Source organism: Streptomyces fagopyri, assembly GCF_009498275.1.
GTDB lineage: Bacteria > Actinomycetota > Actinomycetes > Streptomycetales > Streptomycetaceae > Streptomyces > Streptomyces fagopyri.
This window is the reverse complement of sequence record NZ_CP045643.1, coordinates 4,352,976-4,370,378: the sequence shown is the minus strand read 5'-3', so window position 1 is coordinate 4,370,378 and position 17,403 is coordinate 4,352,976. Positions and strand designations below refer to the sequence as shown.

The window sequence follows — 17,403 nt, the reverse complement described above, 5'->3', positions numbered from 1 at the left end:
TGCCTGGCTTCCACCTAGCAATGCTCGGGGGGCACATGGACCGGTATGAGTACGGCTGCCTGTATCTCGTGAGGGTGCAAGCGCAGAAGAGGCGCCGCCAGCCAGCCTTCGACGAGGTCTGGGCTTACGCGCGGACGGGGAGCAACGTGGCAGGGCAGCGATGCGAGTCCGACATCGCCGCCTTGAACTTGCTTGGCCAAGGCGGCTGGATCATCGACAGCGGCAAGCAGATCGCCACTCCGGAGTGGATCTCAAGCGCCGTCCTGAGCGAGGTGGAGGGCGCGGTTATCGGCGGGACCACGTCGGAGCACTTCATGCGACGCCGCTGGCACGGAGAGCCTCAATCCGGCTAGTGAGTGACCATGCGCAGGGTCGGCGAGAGGCCGCTTCCGCGGGCACTTGGGGTCCCTGGGAGCGGCCTCTCTGCCTCACTTGATTGCCGTTTGCGCTGATCAGCGCCAGTGGGGTGATCCAGTGACCTCGGAAGTGGAAAGTCACTGCCCACTGCCGGGTCACTGCGCCTCGGCGAGCTCCTCCGCGCGGCGGCCGAGGGCCCGCTCGACGCTCTCCAGCTTGACGACCGGGTAGCCGTCGAGGGTCCCAGGCTCCTCGCCGTACTCGGCGAGCAGGGCCTTGAGTCGGGCCCCGTTCCAGTGCTCGTACACGGTGTGGTTGCGGGTCTTGAGCCGGTGGATGACCTCCGTGGTGCGCACCCGGTTCTCTCGGCCGACGACGGCAGCGAGGTCGGCGAGATGGTCGACGGGCTGGACGATCTCCAGCTTCGGGACGGTGGCAACGTCCTCGCGGCGAGCCTTGGCCCGGTCGGTGAGGACGACGGCGTCCTCACCGGAGATGAAGTAGGTGCGGATGGTGACGGACGACTGTCCGGCCTCCAGTTGGATGCCCTCGCCCGCGACGACGATGGTGCCGCGGTCCTTGCCCCGGCGGAGCTTGTGTGGGGCGGCGCCGGCATCGACGGGGGCTTCGCCGAGCGCCATCTTGGCCTGGGACTCGGTGCCGAGGACGAGGGAGCCGCGGATGTGGTTGCCCTCGCGGGACCGCTTGGGCAGGTTCTCGTCAGTGGGGTCCTGGGTGCCTTCCCAGATGGTGACGTTCACGGCGCGGCCCTGGTCGTGGATCTTCTTGACGGCCTGGAAGTAGCGGCTGGTGGCCTTGCTGCCGCCGTAGGGCCGGCCGTCGGGGCTCTTGGCGCCGCACCCGTAGGCGACTTGGGCCTCGTCGACGATGAGGACGACGGGCCGGAACCGCGGGTCTGTGCGGGCCATGTCCCTGGTCACGCCGTCGGTGGCGCCGGACTCCTCCAGGAGGGCGATGCGCTTCTGCATCTCGTCGACGCCCCACTCGACCATGTCGGTGGCCTGGGCGACGTGGTCGTCGGTGGGGCCCTGGATGAGGACCTGGGCGAGGCCGTGGAAGGGCCGCCAGTCGCCGACGCCCTTGAGGTCGGCGATGTAGAAGTCCACGGTCAGGTCGAACATGAGCCAGAGCGCGAGGGCGCGCAGCGAGGCGGTCTTGCCCTGGTTGGAGAGACCGGTGAGCAGGATGTGCCGCTGGAAGACGCTGACGCCGGCGGAGTCGCCGCGCAGGTTCTGTCCCCACGGCGCGGACCCGGTGTAGTAGTCCGCGGTGGTCTCCTCGTCGAGCATCAGCGGCGAGGCGCCGATCGGCTCGTCGAGGGCGCCGCTGTCGGCGATCCACAGGCGGACGGTCCGCGGGGCGGGCGGGATGGCGATGAACACCTCGTGCTCGTGCCGGTTGAGGTTCTCGGCGAGCTTGCGCCGCTTGTTCTGGATCTCCTCGGTGGAGACGCCGGAGGGCAGGTGGACGTCGACCTCGACACCGCATCCGGCGATCTTGATGCCGGAGAGCAGGGCCGCGCCCGCGTCTCCCATCGCGTCGATGGCCTTGCGGAGCGGGGAGATGCCCAGGTCGCGGAAGGCGACGACGACGATGGACGGGGTGATGGCGGCGCCGAGGTCGCGGGCGCGGACGGGCAGGGCCCACTGCGGGGCGGTGTGCTGGTGCTGGCCGATGGCCCACACGGCGGCGAGGCCGAGCCAGGGCGCGAGGGCGAGGCCAGGCCCCCAGATGACGCCCGCGATGAGGGCCACCCACCGGACCAGGTCGGCGACGGTCTCGAACGGGGCGGCGACGTCGGCGACGTCCTTGTTGGCCCACGCGAGCAGGATGCCGATGAGGAGCAGCAGGCCGGCACTGCCGAGCGCGGCCGCGCCGAGCGCCTTGGGCGCCTGGAGGGCGAACTGCAGCATCTCGACGCGGCGGCGGTGGCGGGCCGCGCGGAAGTCTTTGCCGCGGGCCTCCCACTCCTTGACCTCGTCGAGGAGCCCGGCGGCTTCGGCGGCTCGGATCATCCGCTCGTACCGGGACGCGGTCCTGCCGTCCCAGATGCGGCGTCCTACGACGCGCGTCCCGCCGAGGACGTAGGACGCGTGGCGGACGGCGAGGCGTCCTGTGGTGCGGATGCGTTCGTCGGCGAGGGCGGCTCGGGCGACCTTGAGGTAACGGGCGCGGCGACGGTCGGGGCGGGTGGAGGACGCTCCGGACGCCGGAGCGTCCCGGACGTCCTCGGGGGCGTCCACTGGCGTCTTGATCAGGGCAAAGGTCATGCTGGGGTGTTCCTGCCTCTCGGTGAGGTGTGGGACGCCCGGGGACGGCGGCAGCTTGGCGGTTGGACGCCGTCCCCGGGGCTGATCTACTTCTTGGCTTTGCGGCGCAGGGCCGTCTTCTCGATGCGTTCGGCGCGGCGCTGCAGGTCGCTCAGGTCGACGTTGCCGGTGCCGTCGTCGGCGATACCGCGCTTGGCCATGCGGCCGAGCAGGACGCCCATGCGGGCCATCTCGACCAGGGTGAAGTCGCTGAGCTTGAGGTCGTCGGGCTTGGCCATGGTCATCGGCCCTTCTGGATGTCGCGGAACAGGGAGCGCAGGACCAGCACGCAGGCGGTGGCGCAGCACGCGCCGATGGCGATGGCGATGGAGGCCAGGGCGAAGGCGAGCGAGCAGACGCACGCCACCCCACCGATGACCAGCCACTTCTTCGCGTCGAACTGGGAGGCGGGCGGGGCCTGGTGCTGGCAGGCCGGCTTCTCCTGCTGGGTCTGCGCCAGCCTGGCGAGCTCGACGGCGGCCAGGGCGACCTGTACGGCGGCGCTGTTCACGGCCGCCTCGGAGGCGGCGGCCTCCGCCTTGGCGAGGGCGTCGCTCATCGCTTCCACCTCTGGATCTGGCGGGCGAGCGCAGGACGCGCCAGGACGCCGATGGTGAAGGCCAGGACGGCGGGCTGTGCCGCGGTGGCCAGGGTCGTGGCGGTGAGTGACAGCGCGGCCGGCCACAGGAGGAGGGCGCCGAGCAGGGCGCCGAAGAGGAGAGCCTTCATGACCGCACCGCCTCGAAGCCGTAGTCGGGCAGCTGGTCGGGGTGGAAGAGGTTGCGGTTCCGGGCGTCCTTGCTGTGGACGGTGAGGCGTCCCAGTGCGACCCAGGAGCGGACGGTGGACATCTCGATGCGGTACAGCTCGGCGACCTGAGCGGACGTCATGAGGGGCGGCTCGGGCAGGGGCCCATCGTCGGCGTCCTCGGCGTCCTGGTCCGTCCCGGGCGGGAGCTCGGGCGTCCCGAGGGCGTCCTGCTGGTCCTCTCGTTCCAGGGTCACGGTGGGCGCCGGGGGTGTGGTGATCGGCAGCAGGCGGGCGCCGACCGGGACGACGTCGGGGACGGTCCGGACGCTCGGGACGGGGGTGAACTCGGGCGCGTCCTCGGCGTCCTGGTGTGCATCCGGCGGGCTGGCCGCGAGGTGCAGGAGGTGCCCGACGACGGCGGGCGGGACGAGGCTGGTGACGGCGATCAGGACGGGCTGGTCGGCGATGACGTGCCCGGTGGTGATGAGGTGCGACACGACCTGGGCGGCCATGGCGAGGCCGAGGGCGAGGCACGCGCCGATGATCGCGGACCAGCGGCCCCGGTCGCCGGGCCGGCGGGTGGAGGCGACGGCGGCCGCGATGCCCGCGTAGGCGGACAGGACGACCGGCATGCCGTAGGTGAAGGGGTCGTTCCATCCGGCGGTCTCGGCGAGGTGGTACTCGCCGGGCGCGCACATGAGGAGGGCGACGCCGAGGACGATGGGCCGGCCGCCTGCGGTCAGGCCGCGGACCCAGAACGGGGCGGCCGGGCGGCGGCCGGTGTGCGGGGCGGTCCGCCGGAACGGGCGGGCCAGCCGGGCGGCGGCGCGGCGGATGCGGCTCATGCCTGGCCCCCGTTCCGCAGGCGCTGGGCTTCGGCGGCCAGGCGCTCGAGGCGGAGGGCGGCGGCGCGCAGGCCGTGGGCGGCGCGGGTGGCGCCGTCGGGGTCGAGGTCGGCGTTCAGGTCGAGGTTGACGGAGACGAGCGGGTACGGCTCGGGCTGCTCCGCGAGGTAGGGGGCGTGGGTGAGGAAGGTGTCGAGGAAGTCGACGTAGCCGCGGTGGCCGATGGAGCCGGCGCGGACGTGGCGCCCGTTGTGGGTGACCTCGTCGAGGGTGCCGATGGTGTCGGCGTCGTGGCCGGTGCACCAGGCGGGCTCGGGCAGGACAACCTCACCGTGGTCGAGGGTCTGCAGGACGACAGTGCCGTCCCGGTAGAGGGGCGTCTGCGGGATCGCAGGGTGGTGGGGCTTGGTGTAGGCCCGGTTGATGGCGGCGTCGAGGTCGGCGGCGTGGTCGGGGGCGAGGACGGCGTCGATGGCCTGGAGCTCGGTGTCCGAGCCGAAGACGGCGGCGCCCGCGAAGTAGCCCTCGATCTCGCGGCGGGTGTCGCGGACGGTGAGGTCGGGGAGCGGGGGTTCGCCGGCGTTCTCGGCCTGGCCGATGGCGAGGGCGGCGCGCAGCTGCTCGCGGGTGACCTCGAACGACAGGGTGACGGCCGCGAACGGCGTGCTGTTCTCGTCGCAGGGGAGCTGATCCCCGGTGGGCCCGAACGCGGGCACGGCGGCGGTCATCGGCCCTCACCCGCCTCGACGGCGGCGGTGAGGGTGCGGAGCCGCATCGACAGGGAGACCGCGGACCGGATCATGGCGTCGTGGTCGTGGATGTTCTCGGGATCCGTCTCGGCGAGAACCTTGCGGGCCATGTCCAGCTCGGTGTCGACGCTCAGCGGGACGCTGTCGACGGCGAACTCCCGCAGCGGGGAGGCGGAGCGGGCGTCGGTCATCGCCGGGCCCCCTCGCGGACGCGGCGCAGGGCCTCGTCCATGTCCGGGTCGCTGTCGCCGGGGCGGGTGGGCGTGGAAAGATCGGGCATAGCCGGATCTCCTCCTGGTCTTGTCAGGAAGTGGGCTTCGGTCAGGCCCTTGGCTGGCGTTGGCGCGCCGGCCTTGGGCCGTCTTCAGTTGTGGGGTGTAGCTACGGGCGCTTGGCCTTCAGGGCGTTGATCGCCCGGTTGATGCCGGCCCGCGTGACGCCAAGCTCTCTGGCTACCGCTGCTTGGCTACCGAGCTCGACTTCACCGTCGATCAGGGCCTGGGCTCGTTCGTCGGTGGCTTCCTGGTACGCCTTCTGTGCGGCGTTCTGCTTCTGGACGGCTGCGTCATGGCGCTCTTTCCACGTAGTCACGTCCCTCCTAGTACCGGAAGCGGTGGCGGTTCCACAACTGTAGCCAGGGGTGGCGACACTCGTCAACACCCATGGCGACGTCATGCCGACCTCTTGGCCCGGCGGAACGCCTCGTGGATGAGGCGCTGCGCCTCCGCCAGATGCCGGGCACAGATCAGCAGTTCGGCGTTCGGGTCGACCGCCTCACCCGTGCACTGGGTACCGCGGCCGGACAGGACGCGGCACGTCACGATCCGCTCAGACATCCGACGGCTCCTTCGGCTGGTAGTGCAGGAGCAGCAGCCAGTCCTGCTCATCCCGGTACACGCAGTGGCACCACTCGCAGACGAGCGTCGCCTCGCCCTCGCGGTGCCGGATTGGCGCCCCGCACGCGGCGCCGGAGGCGTCGGCGTTCACGCACCGGCCGAGGAGCTTCCCGCGGCCCTCGCCCCCGCGGCCGTCGCCGAGGATCGACAGGGCCGCGCTCTTCAGCTCGCGGACCTCCTTGCCGAGGTCGCCGGCCGACGGGTACTCGGCGGCGATCCACTCGAGGTTCATGCCGATCCAGCGGCAGGCGGCGCGTACCCGGTGCTCGACGCTGCCCTCGACGACGGGCTCGCCCCAGCCCTTCCACGACTGGATGTCCGAGCGCCACCGCTCGAGGACGGTGGCCATGCCGCCGTACCAGAGCTCGAGCGCCGAGTCGTTGACCGGCGTCGACGGCCCGTAGCCGCTGGTGGTGACCCGCTCGGTGACGGGACGGGCGGCCGGGGCCAGCGCCCCACTGAGGGCGTCGGCCAGACCGGGTAGCTGCTCGAGCCGCTCCGCCAGGGCGAGGATGTCGCCTGGGCAGAGGTAGCCGAACTCGAGGTCGCGCTCACACACGCCGCAGCTGGCGCTCACACCCGGCTCCGGCTCTTCAGCCGATACAGGCGGAAGCCACTGTAGAACAGGTCCGCGGTCGCCTGCTTGCGGGCGGCCTTGGAGGCGGCGGTGCTGCGGCGGGCGGCCTGCGCGTCCCACCGCATGTGCAGGAAGTTCATCAGCTGCGCGCCGAGGCCCATGCCGATGATGAGCATCTGGATCTCACTGAGGGACATGTCGACCTCCTAGAAGGGGGGCTCGTCGCTGTACCCGGCGCCCTGCGCGGCGGGCTGCTGCTGGGCGGGCGGGGTGGTTGACCACCCGCCGCCCTGCGCCTGGCCGTTGGTGGGCTGGGCTCCAGCCCACGGGTCATCCGTTGCCTTCTGAGCAACGGATCCCTGTCCACCGCCGCTCGGGTTCTTGGTGACCTTGGCGGTGGCGCGCGCGAGGGTCGGGCCGACCTCGTCGACGTCGATCTCGTAGACCGTGCGCTTCACCTGCTCCCTGTCCTCGTAGGACCGCTGCTTCAGCCGGCCCTGGACGATGACGCGCATGCCGCGGCCGAGGGACTCGGCGACGTTCTCCGCCGCCTGGCGCCACACGGAGCAGGTGAGAAACAGGCTCTCGCCGTCCTTCCACTCGCTGGCCTGCTTGTCGAAGAAGCGCGGGGTGGAGGCGATACGGAACTTGGCGACGGCCGCCCCGGACGGGGTGAAGCGCAGCTCGGGATCATCGACCAGGTTGCCGACGATGGTCATCACGGTCTCTCCGGACACGGAGGACTCCTTCTGTGGTGTGCTGGATGGGTGGCCGGCCCGGTTCTCGCGGGCCGGCCGGTTGCGTGCGGGGGTTACGGCTGCCGCAGTTCGATGTGGACGAGCAGCTTCGGCTCGCCGGGCGCAGGCGCCGGGTCGGAGAAGATCCGCCGATACTCCGTCGCATTCCGCAGGGCCGACTCGTCATAGAAGACCGGCTCCACGTGAGTGCTGGTCTCTCCACTCCGGCCCTCCGACTCAACGAGCGCCCAGGTGACGACCGGGTACAGGTGCTCCTCGTCGACGCGCGACTCGGTAGGGGTGACGGTCCGGTGCTCGACGTGCACCTGCCAGCCGGGCTCGGCGGGGGTGATGGACAGGACGCGGTTGTTGAAGCGTTCCCAGGCGGTCACTGGTTCTCCTCGGTGGTGGTGGACCCGTCATCAGTGGTGACGGGTGATCCGTCCGTCGTGCGGGCGGAAAGGTTGCGGAGTTTCTGGGCGTGGCGGGCGGCGAGGCCGCGCTTGCGGGCGGCGGCGAGGGCTGCGCGGCGCCGCTTGTTCGCCTCGGCGCGGGCTGCTGCGGCGGCGATCTTCTCGGCCACGACGTCATCGACGTTCATGCGCGCCCCCGGCTGGGGGCAGGAGGGGCAGCTCCGTGCTGGAACTCTCTCCGGTAGGGAAGGGCGACCCGAACCGTGATCCAAATGGGGACCTATGTCCGTTTCCGCTGAGGCCCCTACAGGGAGACTTTCGGGAATTACCTGCCCCTCCTGCCCCCTGGAACAGAAAGCCCCAGGTCACAGTGGGTTTTGAGTGGGGGCAGATCCGGCCTTTTACCTGCCCCCGAGCTGCCCCCACCTGCCCCCTTGCTACTGCCCCCACCTGCCCCCAAACTGCCCCCTGTGGATAACTCCGACCGTAGCCACAAAGGCGCAGGTCAGTGGCTGTGGAAAAGCGCAGCAGCCAGAGGAACGCGTGGGGCTGGGGGCAGCTGCTGGGGGCAGGTAGTGGCAGGTTGCTGACGGGGGCAGCAGGGGGCAGGTACATCAACGCCCCCACGCTGCAGACGCCAACTGCTTGGGCCCGATGCGGATCCCCTTGAAGCCACGGGTGCCGTTCATCTTGGCCATGGAGAAGGACACTTCGAGGCGGGTATAGAACCTGCTCGGCCGCAACGGCTCACGCATCGCGGACTCCTTGCACCACTGCTTGTACATCTCGTACAGCTCGGTGCGCGGGGACCACTCGCCATCCTGGACGGTGAGGAACTCGTCCTCGGCGAACTCGGCAACGAACGCGGTGACACCGTCGGCCGAGGACCGGAACCGCTCGCCGGCCTGGACGACTTCCGACGGGGGCGCGAGCCCGTCGCGGAGGTACATCTCCAGACCGCGGGCGGCCCAGGCAAAGATGCCTTCCATCTCGGCGTGCAGCTTCTCCTCAAGCCGCTCGTCGCGGTCGGGGTCTCCGGCGAGGAACTGCCGCAGGAACGGGACGACACGGATGCGCGTCCAGATCGCGTCGTCGTCCCCAGTGATCTTCGGGTACTGGTTGGAACACACCCAGATCACGCACTCCGGGGTCCACGTCCGGTTGTTCTCGTACAGGGCACGGGTCGTCTGCTCGTCCCGGCCGGTAAGCCGCTTGATCAGGGCTTCGTCCATCTCCTCGCCCGGCCTGGACTCGGAGGTGGTGACGAACCGCTTGCCCGCCATGCCGTCGACGTCGTTGTTGACGGCGCCTTCACGGCGGGGGCGGAGCGCACCGTCGGATGCGACCTGCCCGTACTCGCCGAACATGCGGGACATGACGCCGGTGAAGATGCTCTTGCCGGTGTCGGACGGGCCGTACAGGTAGACCAGCGTCTTCTCGTTGGACAGCCCGGACAGGGTGTATCCGGCGGCCTTCTGCAGGTACAGCCGGGTCTGCTCGTCGGGGATGTTCATCTTCAGGAACCGCTCCCAGACAGGCGCCTTGGCCTGCGGGTTGAACGGGACGCCGAACATCTTGGAGAGCATCAGGTCGGGGTCGTGCGGGCGCAGCCGCACCTTGTCGGTGTCGAGGATTCCGTTGGGCAGGTTGAGCCATCGCCGCTGCCCGTCGAAGTCCTCGACCTGGGCATGGAGTTCAGGGAAGGACGAGGCCGAGGAGATGGCCCTGCCCATGACGCGGTGGTCGCGGAGCTTGGACACGTAGGCGAGGAAGGCGTCCCGGTCGCTGGGCAGCGGCTTGCCCTTGTCGTCGGCCGGATGGTCGTCGCTGTACGAGAGGGCCTCGCTGCTGGGCAGGTCTTCGATGGTGAGCCGGGTCAGCGTGCGGACGAGGGTGTCGCCACCGCGGAACGCCCAGCGGCGCCCGTCGTACACGGCCCACTCGCCCCCCTTCTTGACGAGCACCCAGCGGACGATCGGCCCGTACCGGTCGATGAGCCGCTGGGCATTGCCGATGTCGTCCCGGGTCCGCATGGTCCGGGCGCTGCGGGGCGGCGGCGGGAACGTGGTGACGGACCGCAGCTTGGGTGCGACTTCGTCCCACGTCTCGCCTCCCCACATGTCGTCGTCCGGCGGGTGGCCGACGTCGGCGGCGGAGGTCACGCTGCCTCCTGCTGCTGGCTGTTGTACGTCAGGTACTGGCCGGGCTTGCCGGGCACGGCGATCGGCGGCCATCCGGCGGTGGCCCGCAGCTGGTGCGGCAGCTTCGGCACGGCGGCTGCGTCGAGTTCGGCGCGGGTCCTGCGCTCGGCCACGGACGGCCGAGAGTGGGACGCCTCGCGCAGCCACTGGATCAGCGCTTCCTCGTCGCCGTATTTCCGCCAGGACTCGGCGGCCTCAAGCGCGCCGGCGAGCCGCTTCGGATCGTCCGGGTGGAGGGCGATCCATGCCGGGGACGCGTACTTGGGGAAGTCTCGCGTTGACCATGCGATCTTCGCGTCGGCCCACAGCTGGGCGATGTCGCCCGGCTCGATGGCCGGAGCCGCAGGGGTCTCCACAGTGTGGATGTCCTGGCCGCACCCGGCCGTGGTGCAGTCGAGGGGGTCGCGGTGTCCGCAGTCGAACGGCTCGCACCGGCTGGCGGCCGCGCGGCGGCTGGCCAGCTGCGCCGAGATGCTGAGGGAGTCGAGCCGCCTCGCGTGGATCGGCTTCGGCTCGGGGGTGCTGTTCACGAACGGGGCTCTTCTCTCCGAGCTGGGTCACTGGTCCGTGTGTGGGCGGGCAGGGTAGTGCCCGCCGGCGGGCTACGCGGTACTCCGTCGCTGCTTGGCCAGCGCCTCGGCCATGGCCGTGATCTCGTTGCACCACCGTCGGGCGGCAGCCTGGATGCTGCGCGGGGAGGGCTGGGCTTCGAGGTCGGCGCGGATCGAGTCGATGGTGAGCTGGCGCTGGGCGCGCTCGGCGGCGTACCGCAGGCGCACGTCGTCGTTCACGACCACCGGCCGGTCGGCCGGGTCTTGGCCATGCCGGGTCACGGCGCCTCCTGGCGGAAGATGGGCCAGCCGGGACCCGGCTGCGGATCGGGCTTCCCGAGCAGGGCGGACGGGGTATGGGCGGGGCATCGGGGACCGGGGATGTACTGGCGGATGCCTTCGCCCGCACGGCAGTGGCGCTGCTCGGCGCCGATCCAGTGGCGGCATTCCGGCCGCTGCGGGTCGTCCTTCACGCCGCCTCCCGTGCCACGGGCTGGTGGAACGCGGCGCGGATGATCGCCCGTTGGGTGTCAGAGAAGGGGGGCGCCTCGTCGACGATGGCGTCGATCCGCGCCCAGTAGGCCGCGTTCCGCTTGGGGTCCTCGAACCGAACCGGACGAGCGGCCCGGCGTTCCTCGTCGGTCACTTCGCCTCCTGCCGGTCCAGGCTGCGGACGACGTCGGCGACGGCGGCGAGGCGCTCGATGGGGCTCTGACCCGTGGGGACGATGACCACCGTGTGGTCGCCTTCCGTCATCCGCCAGCTCCTGAGGTGCTCACGGAGCATGGGGTCGAGCGTTGAGACGTCCCACTCCTCCAGCTCGATGCGGTACTCGCTGATGAATGCCGGGAGGACGACCCTCTCGGCGTACTCGTTGGCGAGGGCTTCGATCTGGTCGGCCTTCGCTCGCAACTGCTGGGCGAGGGCGGCGGCCTGGCCGGCGGTGGCGGCCTGGTAGTCAGAGAGATGCTGGTCGGAGCTGATGCAGAGGGTGGGTTCGCCGCTGTCCGAGTCGGTGATGATCTCGGCGAGGGCGAACGCGGTGATGCTCTGCTCGGCGATGCGAGCGGTGGGGACCTGAACCCCGCCGGTCGACGCGGGCAGGGGCGACGTGAGTACTGTGTCCATGGAGCTGTTCCGTTCTCTTACTTCGCGGTAGGCACGGATTGCTCGACAGGAGAGGCCGGCTGGTACCCGGCCTCTTCGTCGTTTCCGGCGGTCGATCCCGTCTGGTACACGGGACCGCCGCCGCTCTCCTCGGCCATGACCTCGCGGAGCGGGCAGCCGAGCGCATCGGTGATCTTCTTGAGCGTCTCTGGGCGGGGCTGACGTTGGCCGTTCTCGATGCGGCTCAACGCGGCCCCGCTGATGCCGGCGAGGGCGGCGAACCGGTTCATGCCATGACCCAGCTCGATGCGTCGCCGACGGATCAGAAGTCCGTTCGTCTTCACGTCACAGACGCTACCCCCTGTGTGGCGTTGATGCCAAGCGTTGACACCAAACACTCTGGATTCATGGCCATCTACTTCTGGACACGTAGCCCCGTGAGTGTGGACACGATGCCGCGTCGCTGCCAGAGTCTTAGTCTGTAGCCGTTGACAATCGTTGACAGAAGGGTTGTGCCGTGGCGGGCGTACCGCAGGACCCCGAAGCCTGGGCCAGGCTCGGTTCGAAGATTCGCGAGCAGCGCGAGGCGCTTGGGTGGAGCCGTAGGCAGCTCAGCGAGGAGGCCGGCGTCTCCGAAAAAAGCATTCAGGTGGCCGAGGAGGGCCGCACGCCGCGCGCTAGGTTCCCTCAATCCTTGCGCTTGATTGAAAGCGCCCTGAGGTGGGATCAGGGCAGCATGCAGCAAATTCTTGAAGGCGGTGAATCTTTGCCGCTACTCGATCTTTTTTCCCTGACGGAGCCTGACGATTCGGGCCAATCCAAATTCTTTCCGGAGGTCGACTCTCCCTCATTGGGAGAGGGGGGCGAATTCCATAGCAACCATGATCGATCTAGGGCCCTCGCGCGCCTTCCGAAGGCTCTTCGCGAGCTCATGGCCGGGCCCCTCGCCTTTGGATCGAGGGCTCGGACCTTTGACGCGGACCCTGATCTGGTCGAGGAGTACGAGCTTGCGCTGGAGGCCTTGCTCACGGACCTGACCACGCGTCGGCTAACTCATCAAGGTTTTTCGCATGACCCCGGACGCCTCGAGCCCTGGCGTAAGGCCATGAGGATGGATCCGGTCTTGCGCAGGGAGCGCGAGGAGCGGGTCCGCGCGGCTGATCGCGAGGAGCGGGCCCGCGCGGCTGATCGCGAACGCAGGGCGCATCTCTCCCGTCTTGATGAATTGAGAAAGGGTGCCCGAACCCCGGCGGTTGGGGAAACCGAGTCACCTGCCGTATTGCGCGAAGTTCGCGACCTGGCGGCAGAGGTGGCAAGGCTCTCCGGTGTGGTCGCGGAGCTGATGCACAATGACACCAAGGAGGATTGAGGGTTATGCGCGCCCCCGCAGCCACTGGAATTGCACGGCGTTGTAGTCGAAGTACCCGCCGTCGGGCATGCGTCCCGACCGCGGCTTGACGAGCGTCACGACGAGCGCCGCGCGCAGCACGTTGCGCTTCTGCTCCAGGCTCAGCGCGCGCCAGGCCTTTCGCACGTCCGGTGCGCCGACCAGGCCGACGAGCGGGTCCACGGTCGCCGCGCGGGCCAGCTGCTTGGTGACGCCCTCCAACTGCGCGCGCGCCGTGTCGGTGCCCTCCGTGAACTGCACCATGTCGATCTGCCCCGCGCCGAACAGGCCCGCCAGGTCCGTCATCCGCCGGCGGATCTGCTCGCTCTCCGCCTGTAGCCCGGCCACGTCGATGTCCTCGGGGCCGGGCAGGAGCAGGTCCTCTGCGTCGTCCCGTGACAGCCGCGCGACGATCGTGTCCTCGACGTACTGGTCCACGATCTCCGCCCGCCGCCCGCCACCGTGCCCGGTCGCGCACTTGTAGCTCGGGTACTGCCGGCCACCGGACTGCGTCACCGTCATCCCGCGCCCGCACTCGTCGCGGCCGCACAGGTACAGCAGCGACCCCATCCACTTCGGCTGCGCCCCGCGGTTCGTCTGGCGCGAGGGGTCCGACAGGATCGCGACGACGGCCCTGAACTTCTCCTCGGGGACGATCGGCTCCCAGAGTCCGCGCCCGACTTCCTCGCCCCGGTATACGGCGATCCCTGCGTTCCTCGGGCGGACCAGCATGTCCCGCAGGTCCTGGTGGGAGATCGTGTTCCCACGCGGCGTGGTGAGCCCCTTGTCCGCGGCCCACCGCACGCACGAGCGGACCGACCCGCCGGACAGCAGCGTGTCCGTCCAGTGCAGGACGGCCGCGGCCTCCTCGGGCACGGGCTTGGTCATGTCGAGGACGTCGACCTCGACTTCGTCGCCCGTCTTGCGGTCGACCTTCTTGGTCGTCTCGCCGGTGGGCACGCCCCAGCCGAACGGGCGGATCCCGCCGGCCCACTCGCCGGCCATGGCCTTCTGCTGGCGGGCGCGGGCGACACGCGCACCCTTGTGTTCCGACTCGTGCCGGGCAACGGCGCCGAGGATGCGCGCCGTCATCCGGCCGGACGGCGTGGACAGGTCGATCGGCCCGGCCTGGCAGGTGTGGGTGTTCACGCCGCGGCGCTCGGACAGGTCGATGTACTCCTCCAGCTCGGTAGGGGAGCGGTGGAGCCGGTCGGTATGCCAGGCGACGACGACGGTGGCTGTGCCCTGGTCGAGGTCGGCGAGCATCTGCCGGTAGCCGGGGCGCTTCTTGCCGCTGTACGCGGAGAGATCGTTATCGATGTACGTCTCGACGACGTCCCAGCCGTTTCGTTCGGCGAGAGTCTGGCAGTCCTCGCGCTGGCGATCGACGCCGAGGTGGGCGCCGGTGCGGTCCTGACTGATGCGCAGGTACACGACCGCGCGCGTCCGGTTGGCAGCCGTTGGAGTGGGCTTCATCCTCTGAGTCTCGCTCAGCAATGGTGTCATTGTCCCGGGTTCGGGAAGACGACGCTGCTGAGCGCGCTGCTGGGGCTGGTCGGTCCGGGGGAGCGGATCGTGCTGGCCGAGGACTCGGCGGAGCTGCGGCCGGAGCATCCCCATGTGGTCCGTCTGGAGGGACGCCCCGCCAACCAGGAGGGCGCCGGACTCGTGGCGCTGCAGGACCTGGTCCGCCAGGCCCTGCGCATGCGACCGGACCGGCTGGTCGTCGGTGAGGTGCGCGGCCCGGAGGTCGTGTCGCTGCTGGCGGCGCTCAACACGGGGCACGAGGGCGGCTGCGGAACGGTGCACGCGAACGCGGCGGCGCAGGTACCGGCCCGGCTGGAGGCCCTGGGCACCGCCGCCGGGCTGGACAGGGCCGCCCTGCACAGCCAGTTGGCGGCGGCGCTGTCAGTGGTCCTGCACCTCGTGCGGGATCGGACGGGGCGGCGGCGCATCGCCGAGGTGCACGTCCTGGAACGCGACCCCTCGGGGCTGGTGGTGACGGTGCCGGCGCTGCGGTGGGGCGCGAGGGAATTCGCGTACGAGCAGGGCTGGGAGCGGCTGCGGGGGCTGCTCCACGAGGGCGGCGAGGGGAGCGGACCGTGGTGACGGGAGCGGGCGGGATGTCGGTGGGGGCGGCCATGGCGTGTGCCGGGGCGGCGGCCTGGTTGATGAGCGGGTGGGACGCGCGGCCCCGCGCGGCGCGGCTGCTCGGTGCGGGCGGTGCGGGCGGTGCGGGCGGTCCGGCGGTGACCGGACCACCGGCGGGGGAGAGGGCGCGCGCCGGATGGCGGTGGCTGCGCGGGCGGCTGCGGCCCGAAGGGTGGTCGCTGGTCGCCGGGTTGGCGGTCGCGTCGCTGGGGGCCTCTGTCGTGCCGCTGCTCCTCGGCGCGGCCGGGGTGCCGCTGCTGAGACGGGTACGACGGGCCGGGGAGGCGGACCGGGAGCGGGACCGCCGGGGCGATGCGGTGATCGCCCTGTGCGGGGCGCTCGCCGGTGAGGTGCGGGCAGGACGGCAGCCGGGCGAGGCGCTGCTGAACGCCGCGCTCGACTCGGACGGCCTCGGTGAGGCGCGGGCGGTGGTACTGGCGGCGGCACGCTTCGGCGGGGACGTACCGGACGCGCTGACCGACGCCGCACGGCAGCCGGGGGCCGAGGGGCTGGTGGGGCTCGCCGCGTGCTGGCGGGTGGCCGTGGACCGGGGCGCGGGTCTCGCGGCGGGGCTCGACCGGCTGGAAGGTGCGCTGCGCGCGGAGCGCGACCAGCGGGCCGACCTGAGAGCCCAGTTGGCGGGATCGCGGTCGACGGCGGTGATGCTCGCGGGGCTGCCGGTCCTCGGGCTGTTGCTCGGCACGGCACTGGGCGCGGATCCGCTGCACGTGCTTCTGCACAGCGGGCCGGGTCTGGGTTGCCTGCTGGTCGGTGGGGTGCTGGAAGGCGTGGGGCTGTGGTGGGCCCTGCGCGTCGTGAAGGGAGCGGAGACGGCATGAGCGCGGAGATCGTCCACAGGCTGGGGATGCTCGGGTGCGCGGCACTGGTGCTCGGGTGGCTGGTACGGGCGTTCGGCCGGGCGCGGTACGAGCGGCGGGTGCGCGGAAGGACGGCCGGGCTGTTCGACCTGCGGAGGGCGCCGGCGCGACGTCGATTCGACGTCCGGGGCGCGGGATGGCGGTGGCTGCCGCCGGCGGGCGCCGTGTGTGCCGGCTGGGTGCTGGTCGGAGGGTTGGCCGGGATCGTGACGGGGCTGGTGGCCGGGGTCGGGATCGTTCGATGGCGCCGACGGCGCGGGCGGGGGCCGGTGGAGGAGTACGACGTCGCGCGGGCCGCCCGGCAGCTCCCGCTCGCCGCCGATCTGGTGGCGGCCTGTATCGCGGCGGGGGCCGATCCGGTGGCGGCGGCCCGGGCCGTGGGCGAGGCCCTCGGCGGGCCCGTCGGGGAGCGCCTCGCCCGGGGTGCCGCGGAGGTACGGCTCGGAGGCGAACCGGCGCGGGCGTGGCGGAGGTTGGCGTCGATACCGGGAGCCGGCGGGCTGGCGCGGCTGCTGGAGCGGGCGGGCGAGTCGGGGGTACCGGCGGCCGTGCCGGTCGGGCGGCTCGCCGCCGAGGCCCGCGCCGAACGGGGGCGGAGCGCGACGGAGCGGGCACGCAGGGCGGCCGTCATGGTCACCGTGCCCGTGGGGCTGTGCTTCTTGCCCGCGTTCCTCGCGATCGGTGTCCTGCCCGTGGTGATCGGGCTGGCGGACGGGGTGCTGGGAGGTGGTGGCGGCTGACCGGCCGGACGGTCGGCGACAGGTTTCGGGCGACGACACGAGTCAAGTGATCAGCAGGATCGAACCCACGGGGGTTGAGATGCGCAGGACGGTACGAGTACGGGTGTGGGCGTGGACGCGGGCATGGATGCGTGGTCTGGGGGCGCGGAGGGACGCGGGGATGGTCACCTCCGAGTACGCGGTGGGCGTCATCGCGGCGGTGGCCTTCGCGGCCGTGCTCTACAAGGTGGTGACGAGCGGTCAGGTCAGCGCGGAGTTGCAGGACATCGTGGGGCGGGCGCTCAATGTCCCGACGTGAGCCGGGGGCGAGCGGTCCGGTCCCGTGCGGCGACCGTGGCTTCGTGACCGCCGAGGCGGCGGTGGTGCTGCCTTCGCTGGTGCTCGTCGGAATGGCGCTGGTGTGGGCCCTGCTCGCCGCGTCCGCGCAGATCCAGTGCGTGGACGCGGCGCGGGCCGGCGCCCGCTCGGCGGCGCGCCAGGACCCGCCCGACACGGTCCTGGCGACGGCACGCCGCGCGGCACCGCGGGGTGCCAGGGTCACGGTGAGCCGGGCGGGTGATCTGGTCCGAGTGACGGTCACGGCGAGCGCGCCGGGACCCGACGCGCTCTCCCTGGAGCTGAGCGACGAGGCCGTGGCCCTGGCCGAGGAGACCGTGGGGGGTGACGGGGGATGACACCAGGTCGTAGCGCGACTCGCGCCCTCCTCCGGCCTCCGCACCCACTCCTGGGGCCTC

28 protein-coding genes and 1 pseudogene are annotated in these 17,403 nt (G+C 71.2%); 7 read left to right on the top strand and 22 right to left on the bottom strand.

Annotated elements, in window-relative coordinates; translation table 11 throughout:
- The first annotated feature begins 35 nt into the window (after window positions 1-35).
- Window positions 36-353, top strand: a complete 318-nt coding sequence (locus GFH48_RS18755; RefSeq protein WP_153289361.1) for a hypothetical protein — start codon at window positions 36-38, stop codon at window positions 351-353.
- Between the two features lie 159 nt (window positions 354-512).
- Here GFH48_RS18755 and GFH48_RS18750 read toward each other — a convergent pair whose 3' ends face one another.
- From GFH48_RS18750 to GFH48_RS18655, 21 genes are all read right to left on the bottom strand, one after another.
- Entirely contained in the window at window positions 513-2,648 is a 2,136-nt protein-coding gene (locus tag GFH48_RS18750; protein WP_153289360.1) for an FtsK/SpoIIIE domain-containing protein, read from the bottom strand.
- A gap of 86 nt (window positions 2,649-2,734) precedes the next feature.
- The gene (locus tag GFH48_RS18745; protein WP_322746991.1) at window positions 2,735-2,932 is read right to left on the bottom strand and encodes a DUF6257 family protein; all 198 of its coding nucleotides are present in this window, start codon (window positions 2,930-2,932) and stop codon (window positions 2,735-2,737) included.
- Window positions 2,929-3,246, bottom strand: a complete 318-nt coding sequence (locus tag GFH48_RS18740) for a hypothetical protein (protein WP_153289359.1) — start codon at window positions 3,244-3,246, stop codon at window positions 2,929-2,931. The genes GFH48_RS18745 and GFH48_RS18740 overlap by 4 nt, the downstream gene beginning before the upstream one ends.
- Window positions 3,243-3,416 carry a hypothetical protein gene (locus tag GFH48_RS18735; protein ID WP_153289358.1) on the bottom strand — a complete coding sequence of 58 codons (174 nt, stop codon included), beginning with the start codon at window positions 3,414-3,416 and terminating at the stop codon, window positions 3,243-3,245. The genes GFH48_RS18740 and GFH48_RS18735 overlap by 4 nt, the downstream gene beginning before the upstream one ends.
- Window positions 3,413-4,282, bottom strand: a complete 870-nt coding sequence (locus tag GFH48_RS18730) for a helix-turn-helix domain-containing protein (protein ID WP_153289357.1) — start codon at window positions 4,280-4,282, stop codon at window positions 3,413-3,415. The genes GFH48_RS18735 and GFH48_RS18730 overlap by 4 nt, the downstream gene beginning before the upstream one ends.
- Window positions 4,279-5,010, bottom strand: coding sequence for a DUF6907 domain-containing protein (locus GFH48_RS18725; protein WP_153289356.1), 732 nt, complete (start codon window positions 5,008-5,010; stop codon window positions 4,279-4,281). The genes GFH48_RS18730 and GFH48_RS18725 overlap by 4 nt, the downstream gene beginning before the upstream one ends.
- Entirely contained in the window at window positions 5,007-5,222 is a 216-nt protein-coding gene (locus GFH48_RS18720) for a hypothetical protein (protein ID WP_153289355.1), read from the bottom strand. Before GFH48_RS18720 ends, GFH48_RS18725 begins: the two co-directional genes overlap by 4 nt.
- Before the next feature lie 190 nt (window positions 5,223-5,412).
- Complete coding sequence (locus GFH48_RS18715; protein WP_153289354.1) at window positions 5,413-5,622, bottom strand: hypothetical protein; 210 nt, start codon at window positions 5,620-5,622, stop codon at window positions 5,413-5,415.
- A gap of 80 nt (window positions 5,623-5,702) precedes the next feature.
- Window positions 5,703-5,867, bottom strand: a complete 165-nt coding sequence (locus GFH48_RS18710; protein WP_153289353.1) for a hypothetical protein — start codon at window positions 5,865-5,867, stop codon at window positions 5,703-5,705.
- A complete protein-coding gene (locus GFH48_RS18705) occupies window positions 5,860-6,504 on the bottom strand; it encodes a hypothetical protein (protein WP_153289352.1) in 645 nt (214 codons plus the stop codon). Before GFH48_RS18705 ends, GFH48_RS18710 begins: the two co-directional genes overlap by 8 nt.
- Window positions 6,501-6,701: a hypothetical protein gene (locus GFH48_RS18700; RefSeq protein ID WP_153289351.1), complete on the bottom strand. Its 201-nt coding sequence runs from the start codon at window positions 6,699-6,701 to the stop codon at window positions 6,501-6,503. The genes GFH48_RS18705 and GFH48_RS18700 overlap by 4 nt, the downstream gene beginning before the upstream one ends.
- Window positions 6,702-6,710: 9 nt before the next feature.
- On the bottom strand, window positions 6,711-7,241 hold the full coding sequence (locus tag GFH48_RS18695; protein WP_153289350.1) for a single-stranded DNA-binding protein: 531 nt from the start codon (window positions 7,239-7,241) through the stop codon (window positions 6,711-6,713).
- 74 nt (window positions 7,242-7,315) lie between these two features.
- On the bottom strand, window positions 7,316-7,633 hold the full coding sequence (locus tag GFH48_RS18690; protein WP_153289349.1) for a hypothetical protein: 318 nt from the start codon (window positions 7,631-7,633) through the stop codon (window positions 7,316-7,318).
- Window positions 7,630-7,842, bottom strand: a complete 213-nt coding sequence (locus GFH48_RS18685; RefSeq protein WP_153289348.1) for a hypothetical protein — start codon at window positions 7,840-7,842, stop codon at window positions 7,630-7,632. Before GFH48_RS18685 ends, GFH48_RS18690 begins: the two co-directional genes overlap by 4 nt.
- A gap of 426 nt (window positions 7,843-8,268) precedes the next feature.
- Window positions 8,269-9,816, bottom strand: coding sequence for a DNA primase family protein (locus GFH48_RS18680; RefSeq protein WP_194280616.1), 1,548 nt, complete (start codon window positions 9,814-9,816; stop codon window positions 8,269-8,271).
- Window positions 9,813-10,385, bottom strand: coding sequence for a type 2 periplasmic-binding domain-containing protein (locus GFH48_RS39200; protein ID WP_228120679.1), 573 nt, complete (start codon window positions 10,383-10,385; stop codon window positions 9,813-9,815). The genes GFH48_RS18680 and GFH48_RS39200 overlap by 4 nt, the downstream gene beginning before the upstream one ends.
- Before the next feature lie 72 nt (window positions 10,386-10,457).
- Window positions 10,458-10,688: a hypothetical protein gene (locus GFH48_RS18670; protein WP_153289346.1), complete on the bottom strand. Its 231-nt coding sequence runs from the start codon at window positions 10,686-10,688 to the stop codon at window positions 10,458-10,460.
- Complete coding sequence (locus GFH48_RS18665; RefSeq protein WP_153289345.1) at window positions 10,685-10,879, bottom strand: hypothetical protein; 195 nt, start codon at window positions 10,877-10,879, stop codon at window positions 10,685-10,687. The genes GFH48_RS18670 and GFH48_RS18665 overlap by 4 nt, the downstream gene beginning before the upstream one ends.
- Window positions 10,876-11,052: a hypothetical protein gene (locus tag GFH48_RS38585; protein WP_194280615.1), complete on the bottom strand. Its 177-nt coding sequence runs from the start codon at window positions 11,050-11,052 to the stop codon at window positions 10,876-10,878. The genes GFH48_RS18665 and GFH48_RS38585 overlap by 4 nt, the downstream gene beginning before the upstream one ends.
- Window positions 11,049-11,534, bottom strand: coding sequence for a hypothetical protein (locus GFH48_RS18660; RefSeq protein WP_153289344.1), 486 nt, complete (start codon window positions 11,532-11,534; stop codon window positions 11,049-11,051). Before GFH48_RS18660 ends, GFH48_RS38585 begins: the two co-directional genes overlap by 4 nt.
- Window positions 11,535-11,551: 17 nt before the next feature.
- Window positions 11,552-11,857, bottom strand: coding sequence for a helix-turn-helix domain-containing protein (locus tag GFH48_RS18655; protein ID WP_153289343.1), 306 nt, complete (start codon window positions 11,855-11,857; stop codon window positions 11,552-11,554).
- A 173-nt stretch (window positions 11,858-12,030) separates the two neighbouring features.
- Between GFH48_RS18655 and GFH48_RS18650 the strand changes: the two genes are divergently transcribed.
- On the top strand, window positions 12,031-12,882 hold the full coding sequence (locus tag GFH48_RS18650) for a helix-turn-helix domain-containing protein (protein ID WP_153289342.1): 852 nt from the start codon (window positions 12,031-12,033) through the stop codon (window positions 12,880-12,882).
- A 3-nt stretch (window positions 12,883-12,885) separates the two neighbouring features.
- Here the strand turns inward: GFH48_RS18650 and GFH48_RS18645 are convergent, their stop codons facing one another.
- Window positions 12,886-14,376, bottom strand: a complete 1,491-nt coding sequence (locus tag GFH48_RS18645) for a recombinase family protein (RefSeq protein ID WP_153289341.1) — start codon at window positions 14,374-14,376, stop codon at window positions 12,886-12,888.
- Window positions 14,377-14,412: 36 nt separating this feature from the next.
- Between GFH48_RS18645 and GFH48_RS18640 the strand changes: the two are divergent.
- The 5 genes and pseudogenes from GFH48_RS18640 to GFH48_RS18620 all read left to right on the top strand — a co-directional run.
- Window positions 14,413-15,009, top strand: a pseudogene (locus GFH48_RS18640) (ATPase, T2SS/T4P/T4SS family); the annotation flags it as partial.
- The gene (locus GFH48_RS18635; RefSeq protein WP_153289340.1) at window positions 15,003-15,890 is read left to right on the top strand and encodes a type II secretion system F family protein; all 888 of its coding nucleotides are present in this window, start codon (window positions 15,003-15,005) and stop codon (window positions 15,888-15,890) included. The pseudogene GFH48_RS18640 and the gene GFH48_RS18635, both read left to right, overlap by 7 nt.
- Window positions 15,887-16,669 carry a type II secretion system F family protein gene (locus GFH48_RS18630; protein ID WP_153289339.1) on the top strand — a complete coding sequence of 261 codons (783 nt, stop codon included), beginning with the start codon at window positions 15,887-15,889 and terminating at the stop codon, window positions 16,667-16,669. The genes GFH48_RS18635 and GFH48_RS18630 overlap by 4 nt, the downstream gene beginning before the upstream one ends.
- Window positions 16,670-16,748: 79 nt before the next feature.
- Window positions 16,749-16,967 carry a DUF4244 domain-containing protein gene (locus GFH48_RS18625; RefSeq protein ID WP_153289338.1) on the top strand — a complete coding sequence of 73 codons (219 nt, stop codon included), beginning with the start codon at window positions 16,749-16,751 and terminating at the stop codon, window positions 16,965-16,967.
- The gene (locus GFH48_RS18620; protein WP_153289337.1) at window positions 16,954-17,343 is read left to right on the top strand and encodes a TadE family type IV pilus minor pilin; all 390 of its coding nucleotides are present in this window, start codon (window positions 16,954-16,956) and stop codon (window positions 17,341-17,343) included. Before GFH48_RS18625 ends, GFH48_RS18620 begins: the two co-directional genes overlap by 14 nt.
- Window positions 17,344-17,403: the final 60 nt, after the last annotated feature.